This is a genomic window from Micromonospora sp. NPDC047756 (assembly GCF_055587245.1).
Genome location: NZ_JBVJGQ010000005.1, coordinates 185,115 through 204,619, shown reverse-complemented (window position 1 = coordinate 204,619; position 19,505 = coordinate 185,115). Strand labels below are relative to the sequence as shown.

At 70.7% G+C, this 19,505-nt stretch carries 13 protein-coding genes; 9 read left to right on the top strand and 4 right to left on the bottom strand.

The annotated features are described in order from the left end of the window. Nucleotides 1–40 precede the first annotated feature (40 nt). The 6 genes from ACZ6NZ_RS17560 (at nucleotide 41) to ispG (ending at nucleotide 9,031) form a co-directional block, all read left to right on the top strand. A complete protein-coding gene (locus tag ACZ6NZ_RS17560) occupies nucleotides 41–4,006 on the top strand; it encodes a CARDB domain-containing protein (RefSeq protein WP_465859000.1) in 3,966 nt (1,321 codons plus the stop codon). 266 nt (nucleotides 4,007–4,272) lie between these two features. Next, a complete protein-coding gene (locus ACZ6NZ_RS17555) occupies nucleotides 4,273–4,722 on the top strand; it encodes a hypothetical protein (RefSeq protein ID WP_465858999.1) in 450 nt (149 codons plus the stop codon). Nucleotides 4,723–4,870: 148 nt separating this feature from the next. Continuing rightward, nucleotides 4,871–5,344, top strand: coding sequence for a hypothetical protein (locus ACZ6NZ_RS17550; RefSeq protein WP_465858998.1), 474 nt, complete (start codon nucleotides 4,871–4,873; stop codon nucleotides 5,342–5,344). Between the two features lie 43 nt (nucleotides 5,345–5,387). Continuing rightward, nucleotides 5,388–6,599 (top strand): 1-deoxy-D-xylulose-5-phosphate reductoisomerase, encoded by a 1,212-nt coding sequence (dxr, locus tag ACZ6NZ_RS17545; RefSeq protein WP_465858997.1) that lies wholly within the window; start codon nucleotides 5,388–5,390, stop codon nucleotides 6,597–6,599. Then, entirely contained in the window at nucleotides 6,599–7,849 is a 1,251-nt protein-coding gene (locus tag ACZ6NZ_RS17540) for a M50 family metallopeptidase (RefSeq protein ID WP_465858996.1), read from the top strand. The genes dxr and ACZ6NZ_RS17540 overlap by 1 nt, the downstream gene beginning before the upstream one ends. 9 nt (nucleotides 7,850–7,858) lie before the next feature. Then, a complete protein-coding gene (gene ispG / locus ACZ6NZ_RS17535) occupies nucleotides 7,859–9,031 on the top strand; it encodes a flavodoxin-dependent (E)-4-hydroxy-3-methylbut-2-enyl-diphosphate synthase (RefSeq protein ID WP_088991003.1) in 1,173 nt (390 codons plus the stop codon). A gap of 191 nt (nucleotides 9,032–9,222) precedes the next feature. Here the strand turns inward: ispG and ACZ6NZ_RS17530 are convergent, their stop codons facing one another. Further along, nucleotides 9,223–9,816, bottom strand: a complete 594-nt coding sequence (locus ACZ6NZ_RS17530) for a PadR family transcriptional regulator (protein ID WP_366608287.1) — start codon at nucleotides 9,814–9,816, stop codon at nucleotides 9,223–9,225. Nucleotides 9,817–10,065: 249 nt separating this feature from the next. Between ACZ6NZ_RS17530 and ACZ6NZ_RS17525 the strand changes: the two genes are divergently transcribed. Together ACZ6NZ_RS17525 and ACZ6NZ_RS17520 are read left to right on the top strand one after the other, a co-directional pair. Continuing rightward, on the top strand, nucleotides 10,066–10,284 hold the full coding sequence (locus ACZ6NZ_RS17525; protein WP_465858995.1) for a hypothetical protein: 219 nt from the start codon (nucleotides 10,066–10,068) through the stop codon (nucleotides 10,282–10,284). Between the two features lie 5 nt (nucleotides 10,285–10,289). After that, nucleotides 10,290–11,129: a GNAT family N-acetyltransferase gene (locus tag ACZ6NZ_RS17520; protein ID WP_366608288.1), complete on the top strand. Its 840-nt coding sequence runs from the start codon at nucleotides 10,290–10,292 to the stop codon at nucleotides 11,127–11,129. Between the two features lie 781 nt (nucleotides 11,130–11,910). On the opposite strand, the gene ACZ6NZ_RS17515 is transcribed toward ACZ6NZ_RS17520, so the two are convergent. After that, complete coding sequence (locus tag ACZ6NZ_RS17515; protein WP_465858994.1) at nucleotides 11,911–12,474, bottom strand: hypothetical protein; 564 nt, start codon at nucleotides 12,472–12,474, stop codon at nucleotides 11,911–11,913. 925 nt (nucleotides 12,475–13,399) lie between these two features. Between ACZ6NZ_RS17515 and ACZ6NZ_RS17510 the strand changes: the two genes are divergently transcribed. After that, a complete protein-coding gene (locus ACZ6NZ_RS17510) occupies nucleotides 13,400–17,002 on the top strand; it encodes an ATP-binding cassette domain-containing protein (RefSeq protein ID WP_465858993.1) in 3,603 nt (1,200 codons plus the stop codon). 46 nt (nucleotides 17,003–17,048) lie between these two features. On the opposite strand, the gene ACZ6NZ_RS17505 is transcribed toward ACZ6NZ_RS17510, so the two are convergent. Both ACZ6NZ_RS17505 and ACZ6NZ_RS17500 read right to left on the bottom strand, forming a co-directional pair. Beyond that, nucleotides 17,049–18,113, bottom strand: a complete 1,065-nt coding sequence (locus ACZ6NZ_RS17505) for an NADH:flavin oxidoreductase/NADH oxidase (protein ID WP_465858992.1) — start codon at nucleotides 18,111–18,113, stop codon at nucleotides 17,049–17,051. A gap of 75 nt (nucleotides 18,114–18,188) precedes the next feature. Next, the gene (locus ACZ6NZ_RS17500) at nucleotides 18,189–19,481 is read right to left on the bottom strand and encodes a dicarboxylate/amino acid:cation symporter (RefSeq protein ID WP_465859483.1); all 1,293 of its coding nucleotides are present in this window, start codon (nucleotides 19,479–19,481) and stop codon (nucleotides 18,189–18,191) included. Nucleotides 19,482–19,505: the final 24 nt, after the last annotated feature.

Here is a 19,505-nt window from a genome sequence, read left to right as displayed (position 1 = left end):
CAGCCACCGCGGCAACCGTCCCCCGACGACAAGGACAGTGATGAGACGAACGAATCTGTTCAGGATGGTGGCGGCCACGGCCGCCGCCGCGCTGATCGCGACGGCCGGGGCGACCGCCCTCGCGAACCCGGCCGCCGCCGCCCGCCCCACCGAGGCAGCGGCACCGAGCGCCTTCGCCCCGGCGGCCACCAACCTCGCCCAGGGCCGTCCCACCCAGGAGAGCGGCCACGCCGACGTCTACGACTCGTCGAAGGTCGTCGACGGCAACGCGGGCAGCTACTGGGAGAGCGTCAACAACGCGTTCCCCCAGTGGGTGCAGGTCGACCTCGGCTCGTCGCAGAGCGTCAACCAGGTCGTGCTGAAGCTGCCGACCTCCGGTTGGGGGACCCGGACGCAGACGCTGAGCGTGCGCGGCAGCACCAACGGTTCGTCCTTCACCGACCTGGTCGGGTCGCAGACGTACACGTTCAACCCGGCGAGCGGCAGCACCGCCACGATCAACTTCAGCTCGACCTCCACCCGCTACGTGCGGATCACCATCACCGCCAACAGCGGTTGGCCGGCCGGGCAGCTCTCCGAACTGGAGGTGTACGGCAGCGGCGGCACCACCCCCGACACCACAGCGCCGAGCGTCCCCGGCAACCTCTCGTACACCCAGTCGGGCACCACCATCAGCCTCAACTGGTCCGCGTCGACCGACAACGCGGGCGGCAGCGGCATCGCCGGCTACGACGTCTACCGCAACGGCGCGTTCCTCCAGTCCGTCGGCACCGTGACCAGCTTCAACGACACCCAGCCGGCGACGGCGACCGTGTCGTACTTCGTCCGGGCCCGCGACGCGGCCGGCAACCTGTCCGGCAACAGCAACACCGTGACGCGTACGGGCAGTGGTGACACCACCGCGCCGAGCACCCCGGGGACGCTGTCGCAGAGCACGTCGGGCAGCACGATCACGCTCACCTGGGAGGCCTCCACCGACTCCGGTGGCAGCGGGCTCGCCGGCTACAACGTCTACCGGGGCGGCAGCCTGATCGCCACGTTGGGCACCGTCCTCACCTATCAGGACACCCAGCCGGCGACGGCGACCGTCTCCTACTACGTTCGGGCCCGCGACGGAGCCGGCAACCTCTCCGGCAACAGCAACACCGTCACCCGCACCGGCAGCAACCCGCCGGCCTGCACCAACGTGGCGCAGGGCAAGAGCATGACGGCGAGCGGCTCCACCTTCAGCTTCACCCCGGACAAGGCGAACGACGGGCAGCTCTCCACCTACTGGGAGGGCGCGGCGAGCTACCCGCAGAACCTGACGGTGGCGCTCGGCGCGAACCACTCCATCTCCGGTGTCACTGTGAAGCTCAACCCGGACTCGTCGTGGGGCACCCGTACCCAGACCATCCAGATCCTCGGCCGCGACCAGGCGTCGTCCCCGTACACCAGCCTGGTGTCGGCGGCGGCCTACCAGTTCGTCCAGGGCAGCAACGTGGTGACCATCCCGGTCAGCGCGACCACCGCGGACGTGCAGTTGCGGTTCACCGGTAACACCGGTGCCCCGTCCGGCCAGGTGGCCGAGCTTGAGGTGTGCGGCACCCCGGCGCCCAACCCGGACCTGGTCGTCAGCTCGGTGACCTGGTCGCCCTCGTCGCCCAGCGAGGTCTCCCCGGTCACGCTCTCGGCGGTGGTGCAGAACATCGGCTCAGCGTCCGCCGGCGCGACGACCGTGAACTTCAGCCTGGCCGGCGCGGTCGTCGGCAGCGCCTCGGTGGGCGCGCTCGCCGCAGGTGCCTCGACCACCGTGTCGTTCAACGCCGGCACCCGGCCGATGGGCAGCTACGCCGTCTCGGCGGTGGTCGACCCGGCGAACACGATCGTCGAGCAGAACAACGGCAACAACAGCTTCACGGCGGCGTCGCCGCTGGTGGTGGCGCAGGCCCCGGGCCCGGACCTCCAGGTGCTCAGCATCGCCTCGAACCCGCCGAACCCGGCCGTCGGGGCGTCCGTCAGCTTCACCGTGACGGTTCGCAACCGGGGCACCACCGCGACCGGCGCGACCACCGTCACCCGACTGGTGGCGGGTAGCACCACGCTCAACACCAACACCGCCTCGATCGCCGCCGGCGCGACGGTCACCGTTGCCGTCAGCGGCACCTGGACCGCCACCAGCGGCGGCGCCACCCTCACCGCCACCGCCGACGCCACCAACGTGGTCACCGAGACCAACGAGACCAACAACGCGTTCAGCCAGTCGATCGTGGTCGGGCGCGGGGCAGCCGTCCCGTACGTCTCCTACGAGGCGGAGGCCGGTCGTTACTCGGGCACGCTGCTGGAGACCGACGCCCTGCGGACGTTCGGGCACACCAACTTCGCCAGCGAGTCGTCCGGTCGTAAGTCGGTGCGGCTCACCAGCACCGGCCAGTTCGTCGAGTTCACCTCGGCCAACCAGGCCAACTCCATCGTGGTGCGCAACTCCATTCCGGACGCGCCCGGTGGCGGCGGCATCGAGGCGACCATCAGCCTCTACGTCAACGACGTCTTCTCCCGGAAGTTGACCCTGTCGTCGAAGCACAGCTGGCTCTACGGCAACACCGACGGGCCGGAGGCGCTGACCAACACCCCGCAGGCCGATGCCCGGCGGCTCTTCGACGAGTCGAACGCGCTGCTGGCGCAGTCGTACCCGGCCGGCACCCGGTTCAAGTTGCAGCGCGACTCGGGTGACACCGCCTCCTTCTACGTCATCGACATGATCGACCTGGAGCAGGTGGCACCGGCGGCGAGCCAGCCGGCCGGCTGCACCTCCATCACCTCGTACGGCGCGGTCCCGAACGACGGGATCGACGACACCGCAGCCATCCAGCGGGCGGTGACCGACGACCAGAACGGTGTCATCAGCTGCGTCTGGATCCCCGCCGGGCAGTGGCGGCAGGAGCAGAAGATCCTGACCGACGACCCGCTGAACCGGGGTATGCACAACCAGGTCGGCATCAGCAACGTCACGATCCGGGGCGCCGGCATGTGGCACTCGCAGCTCTACACGCTGACCGAGCCGCAGAACGTGGTGGGCGGCATCAACCACCCGCACGAGGGCAACTTCGGCTTCGACATCGACAAGAACACCCAGATCTCCGACATCGCCATCTTCGGCTCGGGCCGGATCCGCGGCGGTGACGGCAACGCCGAGGGTGGCGTCGGTCTGAACGGTCGCTTCGGCGCCGGCACGAAGATCAGCAACGTCTGGATCGAGCACGCCAACGTGGGCGTCTGGGTGGGTCGCGACTACGACAACATCCCCGACCTGTGGGGGCCGGCCGACGGGCTGGACTTCAGCGGCATGCGGATCCGCAACACGTACGCCGACGGCATCAACTTCAGCAACGGCACGCGCAACTCGCGGGTGTTCAACTCGTCGTTCCGCACCACCGGCGACGACGCGCTCGCCGTCTGGGCCAACCCGTACGTCAAGGACCGCAACGTCGACATCGCGCACGACAACCACTTCGTCAACAACACCATCCAGCTGCCCTGGCGGGCGAACGGCATCGCCATCTACGGCGGCTACGACAACTCGATCCAGAACAACCTGATCTACGACACCGCCAACTACCCGGGCATCATGCTGGCGACCGACCACGACCCGCTGCCGTTCTCCGGCACGACGCTGATCGCCAACAACGGGCTCTACCGCACCGGCGGCGCGTTCTGGAACGAGGACCAGGAGTTCGGTGCCATCACGATCTTCCCGGCCACTCGGGACATCGTCGGGGTCACCATCCGCGACACCGACATCATCGACTCGACCTTCGACGGCATCCAGTTCAAGAACGGTGGCGGCAACATCCCGAACGTCGCCATCACCAACGTACGCATCGACAAGTCGAACAACGGTGCCGGCATCCTCGCGATGAGCGGCGCGCGCGGTAACGCCAACCTGACGAACGTGACGATCACCAACTCGGCTGACGGCAACATCGTCATCCAGCCGGGCTCACAGTTCGTCATCAACGGCGGCTAACCCTCAGCCCGCCGTTTGATCAACACGGTTTCAGTGAACTCGGGGTGTCCGCGGACTGCGGACACCCCGACTTTCATGAAGCCGAGTCGATCGCGTCCTCCTCGCTGGGCGCCTCCGCACCGCCTGTGCGCCCGGTTCGGTGGTCTCGGCGAACCTTCACCCCCGTCGGCGTGGACGGCCTTCGTCACGTTCGCGGCGGTGAGCCGGCCCGTGCGATGATCAAGGTTGGCTCGCTGGCGGGAGGGTGACGAATCAGGATGGGTGTCGTGACGACCGGGCTCTGCCTCGCCGTACCCGCTCTGCTCGTGCTCTGGTTGTGGGGCCGACCGCTGCTCACCGGCCGCTGGAAGACTCCGGGCTGGTTCGCCGCGACGGGCGGGCTCTCGATCGCCGCCGCCGCTGTCACCTGGTTCGTCGGCGCGTTCGCGGGTTCCTCCATGAACTCCGAGGAGTCCTGCCGACAGGCCGGCGTCACCTACGACAGCGCCTACCGCGCCGCGCACTGGCGTGAGTCGACGAGGTGGTTTCCCCTCCACGACCGATGCAACGCCACCTACGACCTGGTGCCCGCCTGGCTCAACCCGGCCCTGGTGCTGCTGGCCCTGCTGGCCGTCCTCTGCGTCGGCGCAGCGGTCTGGCTGGCCGTCGTGCGACACCGGACCACGTCGAGTGGGGCGTCGGCCCGCAGATCTTGGACACTTTCCGTTCGTCCATGACGGAAACTGTCCAAGATCTGCACGCGCCTCGCGCCTTGCCGCGGTGCAGTCATTTGGGCTGACGGACCCCGTGTGCGATGACGCGTTTCTGGGGCTGCGGTGGCTAGGCTGAGCTGAGCAGAATGTCCCGCTGAGGGGGTGAGCCCGGATGGCCCAGGCAGCGTTCGCGCCGGAGCCGGCGCCGCAGCACACCGAGCCGTCGTTCGACGTGCTGCGGTGGCACGACGAACCGTGGACTGCGCACCTCGCCCTCGACCTGTTGCCGGAGACCAACGGCCCCAAGGTTGAGGTCCTGAGCGGAAGCGTGATCGTGACACCACATGCGGGAATCGATCATCAGTCGGTCGAGCGCGAATTGCCCTACGTCTCGCCGGGTAACCGGCGAAAGGACGTGATCGACCGACCCCGCGAGTACGCCGCCGTCGGGGTGCCGTTCTTTCTCCGGGTGGACCTGCGTAACCGGGTGCCGACCATTGCCCTGTTCGAGCTGTCCGACGGGGAGTACCGGCCGTTGGCCGCCGCTGCGGCGGGGAGCACCTTCGCGATGCGGGAGCCGTTCGAGTTCTCCATAGACCCGGCCGAGTTGCTGGACGAGGAGGAGCCGGCGGAGGGGGAGGGCTGAGGCTCCCAGCGGGCGTGCAGCGGCGGTGGGGAAGAATGGCCGGGTGACTACCCCCCGCGACCTTGTTCTGCTCGGGTCCACCGGCTCGATCGGCACCCAGGCCATCGACATCGTCCGGCGCAACCCGGACCGGTTCCGGGTGGTCGCCGTGGGTGCCGGCGGTGGCAACGTGGAGCTGCTCGCCACGCAGGCCCTCGAACTGGGCGTCGAGGCGGTCGGAGTGGCGAAGGCGTCCGCCGCGCAGGATCTGCAACTCGCGTTCTACGCGGAGGCGAGCCGGCGCGGATGGGCCACCGGTGACTTCAAGCTTCCCAAGATCGTGGCCGGCCCGGACGCCATGACCGAGCTGGCCCAGTGGCCGTGCGACGTCGTGCTCAACGGGGTGGTCGGCTCGCTGGGCCTCGCTCCTACGCTGGCCGCGCTGCGCGGTGGTCGTACCCTCGCGTTGGCCAACAAGGAGTCGCTCGTGGCCGGCGGCCCGCTGGTCAAGGCCGCGGTGACGCGGCCGGGGCAGATCGTGCCGGTCGACTCGGAGCACTCGGCGCTGGCCCAGTGCCTGCGCTCCGGGTCGCGGGGTGAGGTGCGGCGGCTGATCGTCACGGCCAGCGGCGGTCCGTTCCGAGGTCGGGGGCGCGACGAGTTGACGCAGGTCACACCCGAGCAGGCCCTGGCGCATCCGACCTGGAACATGGGGCCGGTCGTCACGATCAACTCGGCGACCATGGTCAACAAGGCGCTCGAGGTGATCGAGGCGCACGAGCTGTTCGACGTGCCGTACGCCGACATCACCGTGATGGTGCATCCGCAGTCGGTGATCCACTCGATGGTCGAGTTCGTCGACGGGTCGACGATCGCCCAGGCGAGCCCACCGGACATGCGACTGCCGATCGCGCTGGGCATGGGCTGGCCCGACCGGGTCCCGGAGGCGGCCACCGCCGTCGACTGGACGGCCGCGCACACCTGGGAGTTCGCGCCGCTCGACGACCAGGCGTTCCCGGCCGTCGCCCTGGCCAAGGCCGCCGGGGAGGCCGGGCGCTGCCGGCCGGCGATCTACAACGCGGCGAACGAGGAGTGCGTGGCCGCGTTCGTGGCGGGCCGGCTGCCGTTCCTCGGCATCGTCGACACCCTCGAACGGGTGTTGGAGGAGGCTCCGGACTTCGACGAACCAGGTACCGTCGAGGACGTGCTCGCGGCCGAGTCGTGGGCGCGCGCGCACGCGCAGGAGATCATCGCGGGTTCGGTGGAAGGAGCTTGATGTCGTACCTGCTCGGGGTGGTCCTCTTCGCCCTGGCCATTCTCATCTCGGTGAGCCTGCACGAGGCGGGTCACCTGTTGACCGCCAAGGCGTTCGGGATGAAGGTCACCAAGTACTTCGTCGGTTTCGGACCCACCATCTGGTCGTTCCGGCGGGGTGAGACGGAGTACGGCCTCAAGGGCATCCCCCTCGGCGGCTTCTGCAAGATCGTCGGGATGACGCCGCAGGACGACGACGTCGAGCCGGGCGACGAGTCCCGGGTGATGTGGCGCTACCCGGTCTGGAAGCGGACCATCGTGATGGCCGCCGGATCGATCACGCACTTCGCGCTCGCCCTGGTCACCATCTGGATCCTGGCCGTCTCCGCCGGCCTGCCCAACCCGGACTTCCCGACCACCGACGCGCAGGCCCGCCAGGAGCCCGCCGTCATCCGGCTCAGTGACTGCGTGGTGGCGGAGAACTCGGTGCGCGCCTGCGCCCCCGGGGACGCGGCCAGCCCCGCCGCCCAGGCGCAGTTGAAGAACGGGGACCGGATCACCTCGATCAACGGCACCCCGGTCAACTCCTACGGCGACCTGCTCACCACGCTGCGCGCGCTCAAGCCGGGCGACACCGCGCAGATCGCGTACGTCCGCGACGGGCAGCCGGCCACCACCAGCACCGTGCTCGCGCAGACCCAGCGTCCGCCGCTGGACAACCCGACCGGTGCCGCCGCCCCGGTGGCCGCCCTCGGCGTCGGGCTCGTCCCCAGCACACCCACCCGTGTGACGTACAGCCCGGTCGGTGCCTTCGGCGCCACCGCCGACTTCACCGGCGACCTGGCCGTCGGCACCGCCCAGGCGCTCCAGCGCCTCCCGCAGAAGGTCCCCGCCCTGTGGACGGCCCTCACCGGCGGTGAACGCGACATCGACACCCCGATCAGCGTGGTCGGCGCCAGCCGGCTCGGCGGCGAGGCGGTGGAGAACAACGCCTGGCTGGTCTTCTTCATGCTCTTCGTGTCGCTGAACTTCTTCATCGGCGTGTTCAACCTGCTGCCGCTGCTCCCGGTGGACGGTGGCCACATCGCCATCGCCTGGTTCGAACGGGCCCGCTCCTGGATCTACGCCCGGATCGGCCGGACCGACCCCGGCCGGGTGGACTACCTCAAACTGATGCCCTTCACGTACGCGGTGATTCTGATCGGTGGCGCGTTCACGCTGCTGACCATCGCCGCGGACGTCGTCAACCCCATCACGCTCTTCTCAAGGTGAGTGCCTGAAGTGACAGCTATCAGTCTCGGTATGCCCGCCGTGCCGCCCCCGCCGCTCGCTCCCCGTCGGGCCAGCCGCCAGATCATGGTCGGTTCGGTCCCGGTCGGCGGCGGCGCGCCGGTGTCCGTGCAGTCGATGACCACGACCCTCACCTCCGACATCAACGCCACGCTCCAGCAGATCGCCGAGCTGACCGCGTCCGGCTGCCAGATCGTCCGGGTGGCCGTGCCGTCCCAGGACGACGTCGAGGCGCTGCCGGCGATCGCCAAGAAGTCGCAGATCCCGGTGATCGCCGACATCCACTTCCAGCCCAAGTACGTCTTCGCGGCGATCGACGCCGGCTGCGCGGCGGTCCGGGTCAACCCCGGCAACATCCGGCAGTTCGACGACAAGGTCAAGGAGATCGCGCGTGCCGCCGGGGACGCGGGGGTGCCGATCCGGATCGGCGTCAACGCCGGCTCGCTGGACAAGCGGCTGCTGAGCAAGTACGGCAAGGCGACCGCCGAGGCGCTCGTCGAGTCGGCGCTGTGGGAGTGCTCGCTGTTCGAGGAGCACGGTTTCCGCGACATCAAGATCTCGGTCAAGCACAACGACCCGGTCGTGATGATCCGGGCGTACCGGCAGCTCGCCGAGCAGTGCGACTACCCGCTGCACCTCGGCGTCACCGAGGCCGGACCGGCGTTCCAGGGCACCATCAAGTCGGCGGTCGCCTTCGGTGCGCTGCTGGCCGAGGGGATCGGCGACACGATCCGGGTGTCGCTGTCCGCCCCGCCGGTCGAGGAGATCAAGGTCGGCAACCAGATCCTGGAGTCCCTCGGTCTGCGCGAGCGGGGCCTGGAAATCGTCTCGTGCCCGTCCTGCGGGCGGGCCCAGGTGGACGTCTACAAGCTCGCCGAGGAGGTCACCGCCGGCCTGGAAGGGCTGCCGGTGCCGCTGCGGGTCGCCGTGATGGGCTGCGTGGTGAACGGTCCGGGTGAGGCCCGGGAAGCCGACCTCGGCGTCGCCTCCGGCAACGGCAAGGGCCAGATCTTCGTCAAGGGGCAGGTCGTCAAGACGGTGCCCGAGGCCCAGATCGTCGAAACCCTCATCGAAGAGGCGCTGCGGATCGCCGACGAGATGGGCGCCGAGCTTCCCGAGGAACTGCGCGGGCTGGTCACCGGCCCGACCGTCACCGTGCACTGATTTTCCATCTGGAACAGCGGCCGTTCCCCGTGCGGGGAACGGCCGCTGTGCGTTTGTGGCGGTCGTGCGTTGTGGCGCGGCCTGGCGTTGTGGCGATGGTGCTGTGGTGTGGCCTGTCGTTGTGATGTGGCCTGGCGCTGTGGTGTGGCCTCGCGTTGTGGTGTGGCCTGGCGCTGTGGTGCGGGCTGGGGTCACTCGGATTCGGCGAGGATCGCGTACAGCTTGCGCCGGGTCTCGTCGAGCACCTGGGCGGCCCGCTCACGCTGGTCGTCGGTGCCGTTCATCATCACCTGGCGCAGCGCGTTCATCGCCTGAGTGCCGGAGTCACGGATGTCGTGCCAGCTGCTCACCGTGCCCTGGGCGACGTCCGCCCACGGCGGAGTCTGCGCGGCGTCGGTCGCCTCCGCCTGACCGGCCTCGGTGACGGTGAACCGCTTCCGCCCACCACCGGACTCCTCGGTGCTGGCGACGATCACGCCCTCATCCTCCAGGAGCTGGAGGGTGGGGTAGATCGAGCCGGGGCTCGGCCGCCACGCACCGCCGGTGCGGGAGTCGATCTCCTGGATCATCTCGTAGCCGTGCATTGGCCGCTCGGTGAGCAGGGCCAACACGGCGGCTCGGACGTTGGGTCGTCGGCCCCGACCCCGACCACGGCCCCGGCCGCCCCAGGGGCCGCCGTGTCCGTGCTCGTGGCCATGACCGTGCGGACCGGGCGGGACCGGCGGGAAGCCGAACCCCCGCATCCGGGCCTCGTGCATCGGGTGGTGCTGTCGGTGGAACCTCATGGGGCTCTTCCTTTCGTAAGACTATCGCTGATGCATCAACGATATATCGGCAATGCATCGCCGACAACCCCATCGCCCTGGCCCGCGTACTCTTCGCTGCCAGCGCCGCGCCGCCGTGCTGCCGACGCGGTGGGCCTGCTCGGCCGCTGGGCGTTCGCGCACGTCACCGGGAACCGTGGCACTCCGTCGTCGGCTGGGGGATCTCCTCCGGGCGTGGCAGCGGCGGGGGCAGTACCAGGGGCGTACGGCATGGGCTACGAACTGAGCAAGATGCTCGCACCGGTAGCGGTGACCACCCTGGCCCTCGGCTGGGGCGTACCCGACTGGCTCGTACTCGATGCCCTGTTTCTCCTGCTCGGAGCCTTGGTGCCCCCGGTCGTCCGCTGGGCCGGGCGGACCCGGCCTCGGGTAACCGGTGCCGGCCTTCTCACTCGACCGGCGAAGCGGGGGGCTGATCTGGCAGGCTGATAGCCGTGCTGACGGTGCCGGTACGCCAACTGGGGGAATCGGAGCGCCGCGCGGTCGAGCGACTGCTCGACCATGACCCGTTCGCGGGCGCGCAGGTCGCCGAGCGCATCGCCGCGCGCGGACTCTCGTGGTGGCGGGCCGAGGGCAGAATCCTGGGGTACGGAGCCCGCCGCAACCTCGAATCACTCTGCTGGCTCGGCGGCAACCTCACACCGGTGCTGGCCAGCGACGCCGCGGTGGCCGCCTTCGCCGACCTGCTCGCGGGCGAGGAGAGGCTCTGCTCCTCCATCGTGGGCCGGGCCGATGCCGTCCTCGGGCTGTGGGACCGCCTCTCCGACACGTGGGGGCCAGCGCGAGACGTTCGCCCCAATCAGCCGCTGCTGGTCACCGACACGCTGCCACCCGTACCGGCCGATCCGGAGGTACGCCAGGTCCGCTCCGGCGAGGTCGACCGGCTCTTTCCGGCGGCGGTGGCCATGTACACCGAAGAGGTCGGCGTCTCCCCGCTGGCCGAGGACGGCGGACGCAGCTACCGCCGACGGGTCAACGACCTGGTCCGGACCGGTCGCGCGTACGCCCGCATCGTCGACGGCAAGGTCGTGTTCAAGGCCGAGTTGGCCGTGGTCACCAAACGGACGGCGCAGATCCAGGGCGTCTGGGTGGCACCGGAGTGGCGAGGCCGGGGGATCGCGACCGCCGCCATGGCAGCCGTGGTCCGCGACGCGCTGCTGCGGGTCGCCCCCACCGTCAGCCTGTACGTCAACGATTTCAACCTCCCGGCCCGGCGCGTCTACGAGCGCTGCGGCTTCCAGCCGGTCGGCACCCTGGCCACCGTCCTCTTCTGACCGCTGCGGTGGAGATCTGCCGCCCGGGTTTCATCGGCGCACGCCGGTCGCCTCACCGCCGTGACAGCCGCTCTCGCGTGGCGTCCGCTCTCGCGTGGCGTCTGCTCTTGCGTGGCGTCTGCTCTTGCGTGGCGTCTGCTCTTGCGTGGCGTCTGCTCTTGCGCGGCGTCTGCTCTTGCGCGGCGTCTGCTCTTGCGCGGCGTCTGCTCTTGCGCGGCGTCTGCTCTTGCGCGGCGTCTGCTCTCGCGCGGCGTCCGCTCTTGCGCGGCGCCTGCGGCCGACAAGTAACGAGATCTTGGACAGTTTCCGTTCTCGCTTGTTCTCGCTTGACGGTAAGTGTCCAAGATCTGCTGACGCCTGCCGAGTGGACCATGCCAAGTGGTTCCGGCGGCGTGACTTTGCGGCCAGGGTCTGCTGGACGGAGATGTGGACGCGGCGTAGGGCGGTGCGGGCGACCGATCTGCGGACTCGGGTGCTGGCGGCTGGCACCCCTGGGTGCGGGTGCCGGCTTCCGGTCGGTGTCGTGGTGCGGTTTGTGCGGGGTCAGGGGGTGGGGATACCGCTGGCCGGCACCCATAAGTGCGGGTGGCGGCTTTCGGTCGGTGCCGTGGTGCGGTCTGTGCGGGGTCAGTGGGTGGAGATGCCGCTGGCCGGCACCCCGGGGTTGCGGGTGCCGGCCAGCGGTCGGTGGTTCTGTGCACGTGCCGTGCGGTGGTGCTGTGGTCGTGCGGTGGTGCTGTGCTGTGCGGTGGTGTCGGTGCTTGTCGTGTGGTGGTGCGGGTCAGCTGTTCCAGTGCTGGGCGACCAGGTCGGTGGCCTGCTGTTCCCACTGGGCGTAGGCGTCCGGGTAGGCCGACACCTGCACCGTCTGCGCGGCGTCGGTCAGGGGCATGTCCTGCCACCCGTCGACCTGCTTCAGACCCTTCAAGAACGCGGTGGTGGAGTACTCGGGGTCGGTGATCTGCTCCGGCGTACCCCAACCACTGGACGGGCGCTGCTGGAACAGGCCCAGCGAGTCGTGGTCGTTCCTATCACCCAGGTGGCCGAGGTTCTCCAGCTTGGACTCCTGCAGGCTCGTCGCGATCGAGATGACCGCGGCCCGCTCGGGCAGGCCGGCCTTCTTCGTCGCGGCGATGATCGCCTTGACGTTGGCGGTCTGCTCGTCGGTGAGGCCGATGTGGGACTGCTCGCCCTGCGGCTTCGGCGCGGCCGACTGCACAGCCACCGCGACCGGCTTGGCATCCACCGGGGTGGCGGCGTGGGCGGCGATCGGACCGGCGAACACACCACCGGCGAACGCGAGACCCGCAACAGACAGAACGCTCTTACGCATGATCGTGTTCATGGGGGTAGCTCCTTCGGGGGTAGGAACACCCACACCACCAACAAGGGGGGAAAACGGTGGTGGGGGTGTGAGCACCTCGTCCGGCGCTGCGACAAACAAGAGGAAAAGTTTGGAAGGTCGGCGGCCTGGCGAGCGGGGGGCTCGTGGCGCCGGGACCCTGTGTAACGACCGGGGGGCCGGGGATCATTCCGGGGTCGGCCCATCCATCGGCACCCTCATCGCGGCGGTGCCTGTGGTCGTGGGAGTTGTAACGACCGGCGGGCCGCGGTCATTCCGGGATCGGCCCCTCATCGGGGCGGTGCCTGCGGTCGTGGGGACTGCAACGACCGTGGGGCTGGCCTCATTCCGAGGTCGGCCCATCCATCGGGCGGCACCCACATCGCGGCGGTGCCTGCGGCCGTGGGGACTGCAACGACCGGATCAAAGCTGCCATTCCCACCTGCGCGACCGCCCTGGAAGGGGCGGCCGGCGGTTGGTGGTGCTGCGATCGTCAGGGTGTGTAACGACCCCGCCCCGGCCATGATTCCAGCCCACGAGTGCGCCCGACCACACCCCAGATCGCCCAAAAGCCGGCAAAACCCCCTTCGCTCGCGTGCCGCACGGCAGCAAAGCACCCCGCACCGGCTGTGATCCACTCGCGTACCTGGATGTCGCGCTGTCCCGAACGCCCGGACACCGCGACATCACAGAATCCGAGTCGATCTGGACCTGCGAGGCCGTCGCGGACTGCCCAGAAGTCCTCAGATCGGTCAAAACGCCCACAGGTTACGCGTCGTCACCGCGTCCTGCCGTCCCTGCCCCGGGGCAGGAGCTGGGCGGCGGCGGAACTGATGGAAGTCCAGCTCAGAGGCGGGTAAATCGGTTGAGATGACGGGGTGCTGCCGGCAGGCTGAGGTCTCCGCCACCCACGTCCCGGAGGACTTCCATGCGCCTGCTCCGTGATCTGTGGGGTACGTCGACCCGTCGTGTGACGACCGTGGCCGTCCTGATCGTGCTGGGTGCCGCAGGGCAGGCGGGCGCATCGGCGCTGGCCGGCGCGGTGCTGGTGCATCGTTCGGCTGGTTTCTTCGCCGTGCTGGCCGTGGCCCTGGTCGCTGTGGTCCTCAGCGACCTCGCGGTGAGTCTGCTGATGGCCGGCCTGACCGCCGACTGGTCCGCCGACGTACGCCGTCGGCTCTGCCGGGTCGCTCTCGGGCAGGACCTGCCCACCCTGGAAACCACTCCGGTCGGCGAGTTGCTGGACCGCATCGACGGGGACGTCTATCAGGTGGCGTCGGCGATTCGGAACCAGGGCACCCGTCTCGCCCAGGGCCTCTGCGTCGGTCTGTTGTCGATGGTCGTGGCGCTGTTCGTGTGGTGGCCGGCGGGGATCGCGATGCTGCTGCTCACCGTGGTGCTCGCGGTCGGCCTGCGCCGGCCCACCGCGCGGATCGGCCCGGCCCGGATGGCCGAGGAGGAGGCGTGGTCCGACCTGGCGGCCGTGATGGAGGAGGCGGTGCACGGCCAGGACGACGTACGCACCAGTCTGGCGCGGCCGTATGTGCTGCGGTTGTACGCCCGACGGGCCTCCGCCGTGCTCTCCCGTGGCCTGGTGGTCTGGGTGCTGTCCGCCCGGGTGGCGACGGTGGCCACCGCGACGATCCGGGCGGGCATCGGCGCGGTGGTGCTCGGCGGTGCCTGGGCGTTGGCCACCGGCCGGATCGACGCCGCCCGACTCACCGCCATCTGGCTGCTGGCCCTGGCCTTCGGGGCGACAGCGGAACACGTCAGCCGGATGGTGCCGGAGATCCAGGAGGCGCTCGGCGCGTGGGCGCGGGTGCAGTTGCTCTCCAGGGCCCGGCAGGAGCCGGTCGGCGGGGCCAGCCCGAGCGAGGGTGACCTGCGCATTCGGGACCTGACATTCGAGTACGGGGAGAGTGCCCGGGGTGCCGCGCTGCGCGGGCTCAGCCTCACCTTCGCGCGCGGTCGCTCGTACGCGCTGATCGGGCGGACCGGCTCGGGCAAGTCGACGCTGGCGAAGGTGCTCACCCGGGCGGTCGACGTGCCGCCGGGCGCTGTCTTCCTCGGCGGCACCGACCTGTGCGACCTCGACGTCGAGCAACTGCGCCGCTGGGTGGCGTTGGTGCCGCAGCGCACCGAGATCCTGGCCGGCACGCTCGCCGAGAACGTGGCGCTGTTCGACCCGGAGTTGCTCGACGCGGCGGCACGGGCGCTGGACGAGCTGGGCCTGGCGAGCTGGATCGCGGAGCTTCCGGACGGGTTGACGACCCGGCTGGGGGAGGGCGGGCACGTGCTCTCCGCCGGTCAGGAGCAGCTGGTGGCGTTCGCCCGGATCCTGGTCCGGGAGCCGCACGTGGTGATCCTCGACGAGGCCACCGCGCGGCTGGACCCGGTCACCGAGGCGCGGGTGCAGCGGGCCACCGAACGACTGCTGCGCGACCGGATCGGCATCGTCATCGCGCACCGACTCTCCTCGGTGCGCCGCTGTGACGAGGTGGTTGTGCTGGCCGACGGCGCGGTGGTCGAGGCCGGTCCGCTGGAGACCTCGACCCGCTTCGCGGAACTGTTGGCGACCAGCCACGCCGCCGCGTACGCGACGGCGGCGCCGGCCGGTCGTACCGGCGTCGGCACCGACCTGCTGGTCGGCCCCGGCCCGGACGCGTGGCCGAGCGAGCCGGCGCCCGCGCGGGACGAGCCGGTCGCAACGACCGGGGCGGGCGCCGCCTGGCCGACCGAACCGGCGTCGACGCGGGCCGAGCCGCGTGAGCAGGCCACCCGGGAGACACCCCCCGACAGCACGCGGAACGCGGTCGGGCCGAACCGGGCCGACCCGCCGCCGCTGCCGCCGGTGCCGCCGGCCCGGACGCTGCGGGAGATCTTCCGACTGTGCAGGAACGATCCCCGGTACGGGGCGGCGGCGATCGTGTTGTTCCTCGGGCTCAGCCTGCTCGGGCTGGACGGCCCGATGCTGCCCTGGCTCTGGGCGGACCTGGTCGACGGGACCGGCAACCCGTACCTGCCAGCGGTGGGGATCGTCGCCGGGTTGCTGGTCACCCTGCCGCTGCCGTTCTACACCCATGTCTGGTTCCCGCAGTGGTGGGTGCGGCAGATGCTGCGGATCGGCCTTCGGCTGGTGCACGGCCAGACCGGGCCGCGCCGGGTCAGCTCACACACTCCCGCCGAGGTGGTGGCGCAGGGTGGGGACACCGAGCGGGTGGTCCAACTCGCCGACAACGTGCTGGACCAGACCGTCGCGCTGGTGCTCGTGGTCGCCATGACGGCGGTCACCGGCAGCGTCGTACCCGGGCTGTTCTTCCTCGGCACGATGGTCGTGTCGGGGCTGGCCGCGACGTTGTTCGGGCCGAAGCTGGAGCGGGCGGCGCGGGCGACGGTGGCGGCGCGGGCCTCCTTCGCCACGGCGCTGGTCTCCGCGCTGTCCGCGGCGCGGACGGTGAAGCTCGCCGGCGCGACCACGGCGGTGCTTCGCCACCTGGCGGGCCTGGACGTGCTGCGCAGCGACCGGCAGCGGCGGGAGATCTCGGTGCAGGTGTGGGCCCGCTCCACACCGTCGATGGCCAGCGGGTTGTTGCCGATCGGGGCCTGGGCGCTCTACCTGAACGGGTCGCTCTCCGCCGGGGCGGTGCTGGTGGCCGTCTCCACACTGGGCGCGGCCCGCTGGTTCGCCTGGACGACGGCGTCGTTGATCTCGCAGCTGCCCTCGGCCCGGGTCTGGACCCGACGGACCGTGGCGATGACCGGCGTGAGCACGTACTCCGCGGGGGTGCCGGAGGTCGACCTGACGGCTGGGACGGCGCCCGCGCCGACCATGCCGCCCCGGCATCCGCTGCGCCGGCTGGAGCTGCGTGGCTTCGGGGTGGTGCACTCCGACGGCACGGTGGCCGTCCGGGACGTGGACCTGACCGTGCAGCGGGGGCAGTTGGTGCTGGTCGTCGGGCCGGTCGGGTCCGGCAAGTCCTCGTTGCTGCGCGGGCTGGCCGGGATCGTGCACCACACCGGTGAGCTGGCCTGGAACGGTGACCCGGTCACCGAGCCGGAGCTGTTCCTGCGCCCGAACCAGGTCGGCTACGTCGGTCAGTTGCCCCGGGTGCTGTCCGGCACAGTGGCCGACAACATCGCCCTCGGGCACCAGGTGGACGCGGCGGGGGCGGTCAGCACCGCCCAGCTCGACCATGACCTGGCCGCCGCCGGTGGTGGGCTGGGCCTGCTCATCGGGCACAAGGGCACCCGGCTCTCCGGCGGGCAGTTGCAGCGGTTGGCGCTGGCCCGCGCGCTGGCCCCGCGTACCGAACTGCTGGTCGCCGACGATGTGTCGTCGGCGCTGGACGTCACCACCGAGCTGGCGTTGTGGCAGGCGTTGCGCGGCCACGGGGTGACGGTCGTCGGTTCGACCGCGAAGCGCGCCGCGTTGGTCCGGGCCGACCACGTGGTGGTGCTGCTCGGTGGCACGGTGGCCGCCCAGGGCACCTGGCAGGACCTGGAGGGCGACTGGTCACACCTGGCGGGTTGAGTGCCGACGGGCGGCTGCTCGGTGAGCAGCCGCCCGACCGGAAGGATCAGGCGCGGGCGTACTGGGCGGGTCCGGAGTACGCGACTCCGAGCTTCGCGGCGGCCCGGCGCGGCCAGTACGGGTCGCGCAGCAACTCCCGGCCCAGCAGCACCAGGTCAGCCTCGCCGCTGGCGACGATCTGCTCGGCGTGCTCGGGTTCCACGATCAGGCCCACCGCGCCGGTCGGCACGCCGGCCTCGCGACGGATCTGGGCGGCCAGCGGCACCTGGTAACCCGGGCCGAGCGGAATGCGCTGGTCCGTGCTCACCCCACCGGAGGACGCGTCGACCAGGTCGACGCCGACGCCGGCCAGCTCGCCGGCGAGCACCACGCTGTCCTCGATCGTCCAGCCGCCCTCGACCCAGTCGGTGGCGGAGATCCGGGTCAGCACCGGCACGTCCTCGCCGACCGCGGCGCGCACCGCGCGGGCCACCTCCAGGGTGAGCCGCATCCGGGCCGCGCGGTCGCCGCCGTACGCGTCGGTGCGGTGGTTGGTCAGCGGCGAGAGGAACTCGTTCAGCAGGTAGCCGTGGGCGGCGTGGATCTCCACGGCGGCGAAGCCGGCGTCCAGGGCGCGTACGGCTCCGGCCGCGAACGCGTCGACCACACCCGCGATGCCGGCCTCGTCGAGGCTGGTCGGCGTCCGGTAGTCGGCGGTGAACGGCTCCGAGCCGGGGGCGACGGGCGTCCAGCCGCCCTCGGAGTCCGGCACGCCACCGCGCTCGGGCGCCCAGGGCCGGCAGGTGGATGCCTTGAAGCCGGCGTGCGCGAGCTGCACGGCCGGCACCGCGCCGTGGGCGGCGACGAACGCGGTCACCGGTCGCCAGGCGTCGACGTGCGCGTCGGACCAGAGCCCGGTGTCCTGGGGGCTGATCCGGCCCTCGGGGAGTACGGCGGTCGCCTCGGTCATGACCAGGCCGGCCCCGCCGACCGCGCGGCTGCCGAGGTGGATCAGGTGCCAGTCGGTGGGCAGGCCGTCGGGGCCCGCGGAGTACTGGCACATCGGTGCCATGGCGATCCGGTTGGGCAGGGTGACCCCGCGCAGGGCCAGGGGGGTGAACAGGGAGCTCATGGGGACATCCTCTCGAAACGGCGACGGCGACGGGCCCCCGGGGAGGGAGGTCCGCCGCCGTACCGGTTGATCTGATCAGGCAGGAACAGGGGTCAGGTCGGGCCGGGTTTCCGCTACCGGCTCCGGCTCGGTCAGGTCGCGTCGGCCGGCGGACTCGTACGCGGCGCGGTCGAGGGTGCCCTCGCGGGCGGCGACCACTGTCGGCACCAGCGCCTGCCCCGCGACGTTGGTGGCGGTGCGGATCATGTCCAGGATCGGGTCGATGGCCAGCAGCAGACCGGCGCCGGCCAGCGGCAGGCCCAGCGTGCTGAGGGTCAGGGTGAGCATCACGATCGCGCCGGTCAGGCCGGCGGTGGCCGCCGAGCCGACCACCGAGACGAAGGCGATCAGCAGGTAGTCGCCGATGCCGAGCTGCACGCCGAACACCTGCGCCACGAAGATCGCGGCGAGGGCCGGGTAGATGGCGGCGCAACCGTCCATCTTCGTGGTCGCGCCGAAGGGCACCGCGAACGAGGCGTACTCGCGGGGGACGCCGAGGCGCTCGACGGAGCGCTGGGTCACCGGCATGGTGCCGACCGACGAGCGGGACACGAAGGCCAGCTCGATCGCCGGCCAGGCGCCGGCGAAGAAGCGCAGCGGGTTGAGGCGACCGGCGAGGATCAGCACCAGCGGGTACACCACGAACAGCACGATGGCGCAGCCGACGTAGACGGCCGTGGTGAACTTCGCGAGCGGGGCCAGCAGGTCCCAGCCGTACGAGGCGACGGCGTTGCCGATCAGGCCGAGGGTGCCGATCGGGGCGAGTCGGATGACCCACCAGAGCGCCTTCTGGACGATCTCCAGCAGGGAGCGGTTCAGCGCCACGAACGGTTCGGCGGCCTCGCCGACCAGCAGCGCAGCGGCACCGATGACGACGGCGAGGAAGACGATCTGGAGGACGTTGCCCTCGACGAACGCGCCGACCGGGTTGGTGGGCACGATGCCGGTGAGGAAGTCGGTCCACGAGCCGGTCTTCTTCGGCGCGGCCGCGCCACCCAGGTCGAGGGTCACGCCCCGGCCCGGATTGGTGAGCAGGCCGAGGCCGATGCCGATGCTCACCGCGATCAGCGCGGTGATGCCGAACCACATGAGGGTCTTGAGGGCGAGCCGGGCGGCGTTGGCGACGCCGCGCAGGCTGACCACGCTGACCACGATGGCGGTGAAGACCAGCGGCGGCACGGCCAGCTTGAGCAGTTGGACGAAGAGGCTGCCGACGGTGTGCAGGGTGCTGGTCAGCCAGCTCAGGTCGTTGGTGCGGGCCAGGAAGCCCAGCGCGACACCGAGCACGAGGCCGAGCAGGATCTGCACGGAGAAGGGAATTTTGCGCAGGCTGAAGGGCATGAGGAGGAATCC

What these genes read in the sequence shown, in the direction of transcription:
- ACZ6NZ_RS17560 (WP_465859000.1), top strand. Translation starts at nt 41, where the DNA reads ATGAGACGAACGAATCTGTTCAGGATGGTGGCGGCCACGGCCGCCGCC.
- ACZ6NZ_RS17550 (WP_465858998.1), top strand. Translation starts at nt 4,871, where the DNA reads ATGGCCCAGGCAGCGTTCGCGCCGGAGCCGGCGCCGCAGCACACCGAG.
- ACZ6NZ_RS17540 (WP_465858996.1), top strand. Translation starts at nt 6,599, where the DNA reads ATGTCGTACCTGCTCGGGGTGGTCCTCTTCGCCCTGGCCATTCTCATC.
- ACZ6NZ_RS17530 (WP_366608287.1), bottom strand. Translation starts at nt 9,816, where the DNA reads ATGAGGTTCCACCGACAGCACCACCCGATGCACGAGGCCCGGATGCGG.
- ACZ6NZ_RS17525 (WP_465858995.1), top strand. Translation starts at nt 10,066, where the DNA reads ATGGGCTACGAACTGAGCAAGATGCTCGCACCGGTAGCGGTGACCACC.
- ACZ6NZ_RS17515 (WP_465858994.1), bottom strand. Translation starts at nt 12,474, where the DNA reads ATGAACACGATCATGCGTAAGAGCGTTCTGTCTGTTGCGGGTCTCGCG.
- ACZ6NZ_RS17510 (WP_465858993.1), top strand. Translation starts at nt 13,400, where the DNA reads ATGCGCCTGCTCCGTGATCTGTGGGGTACGTCGACCCGTCGTGTGACG.
- ACZ6NZ_RS17505 (WP_465858992.1), bottom strand. Translation starts at nt 18,113, where the DNA reads ATGAGCTCCCTGTTCACCCCCCTGGCCCTGCGCGGGGTCACCCTGCCC.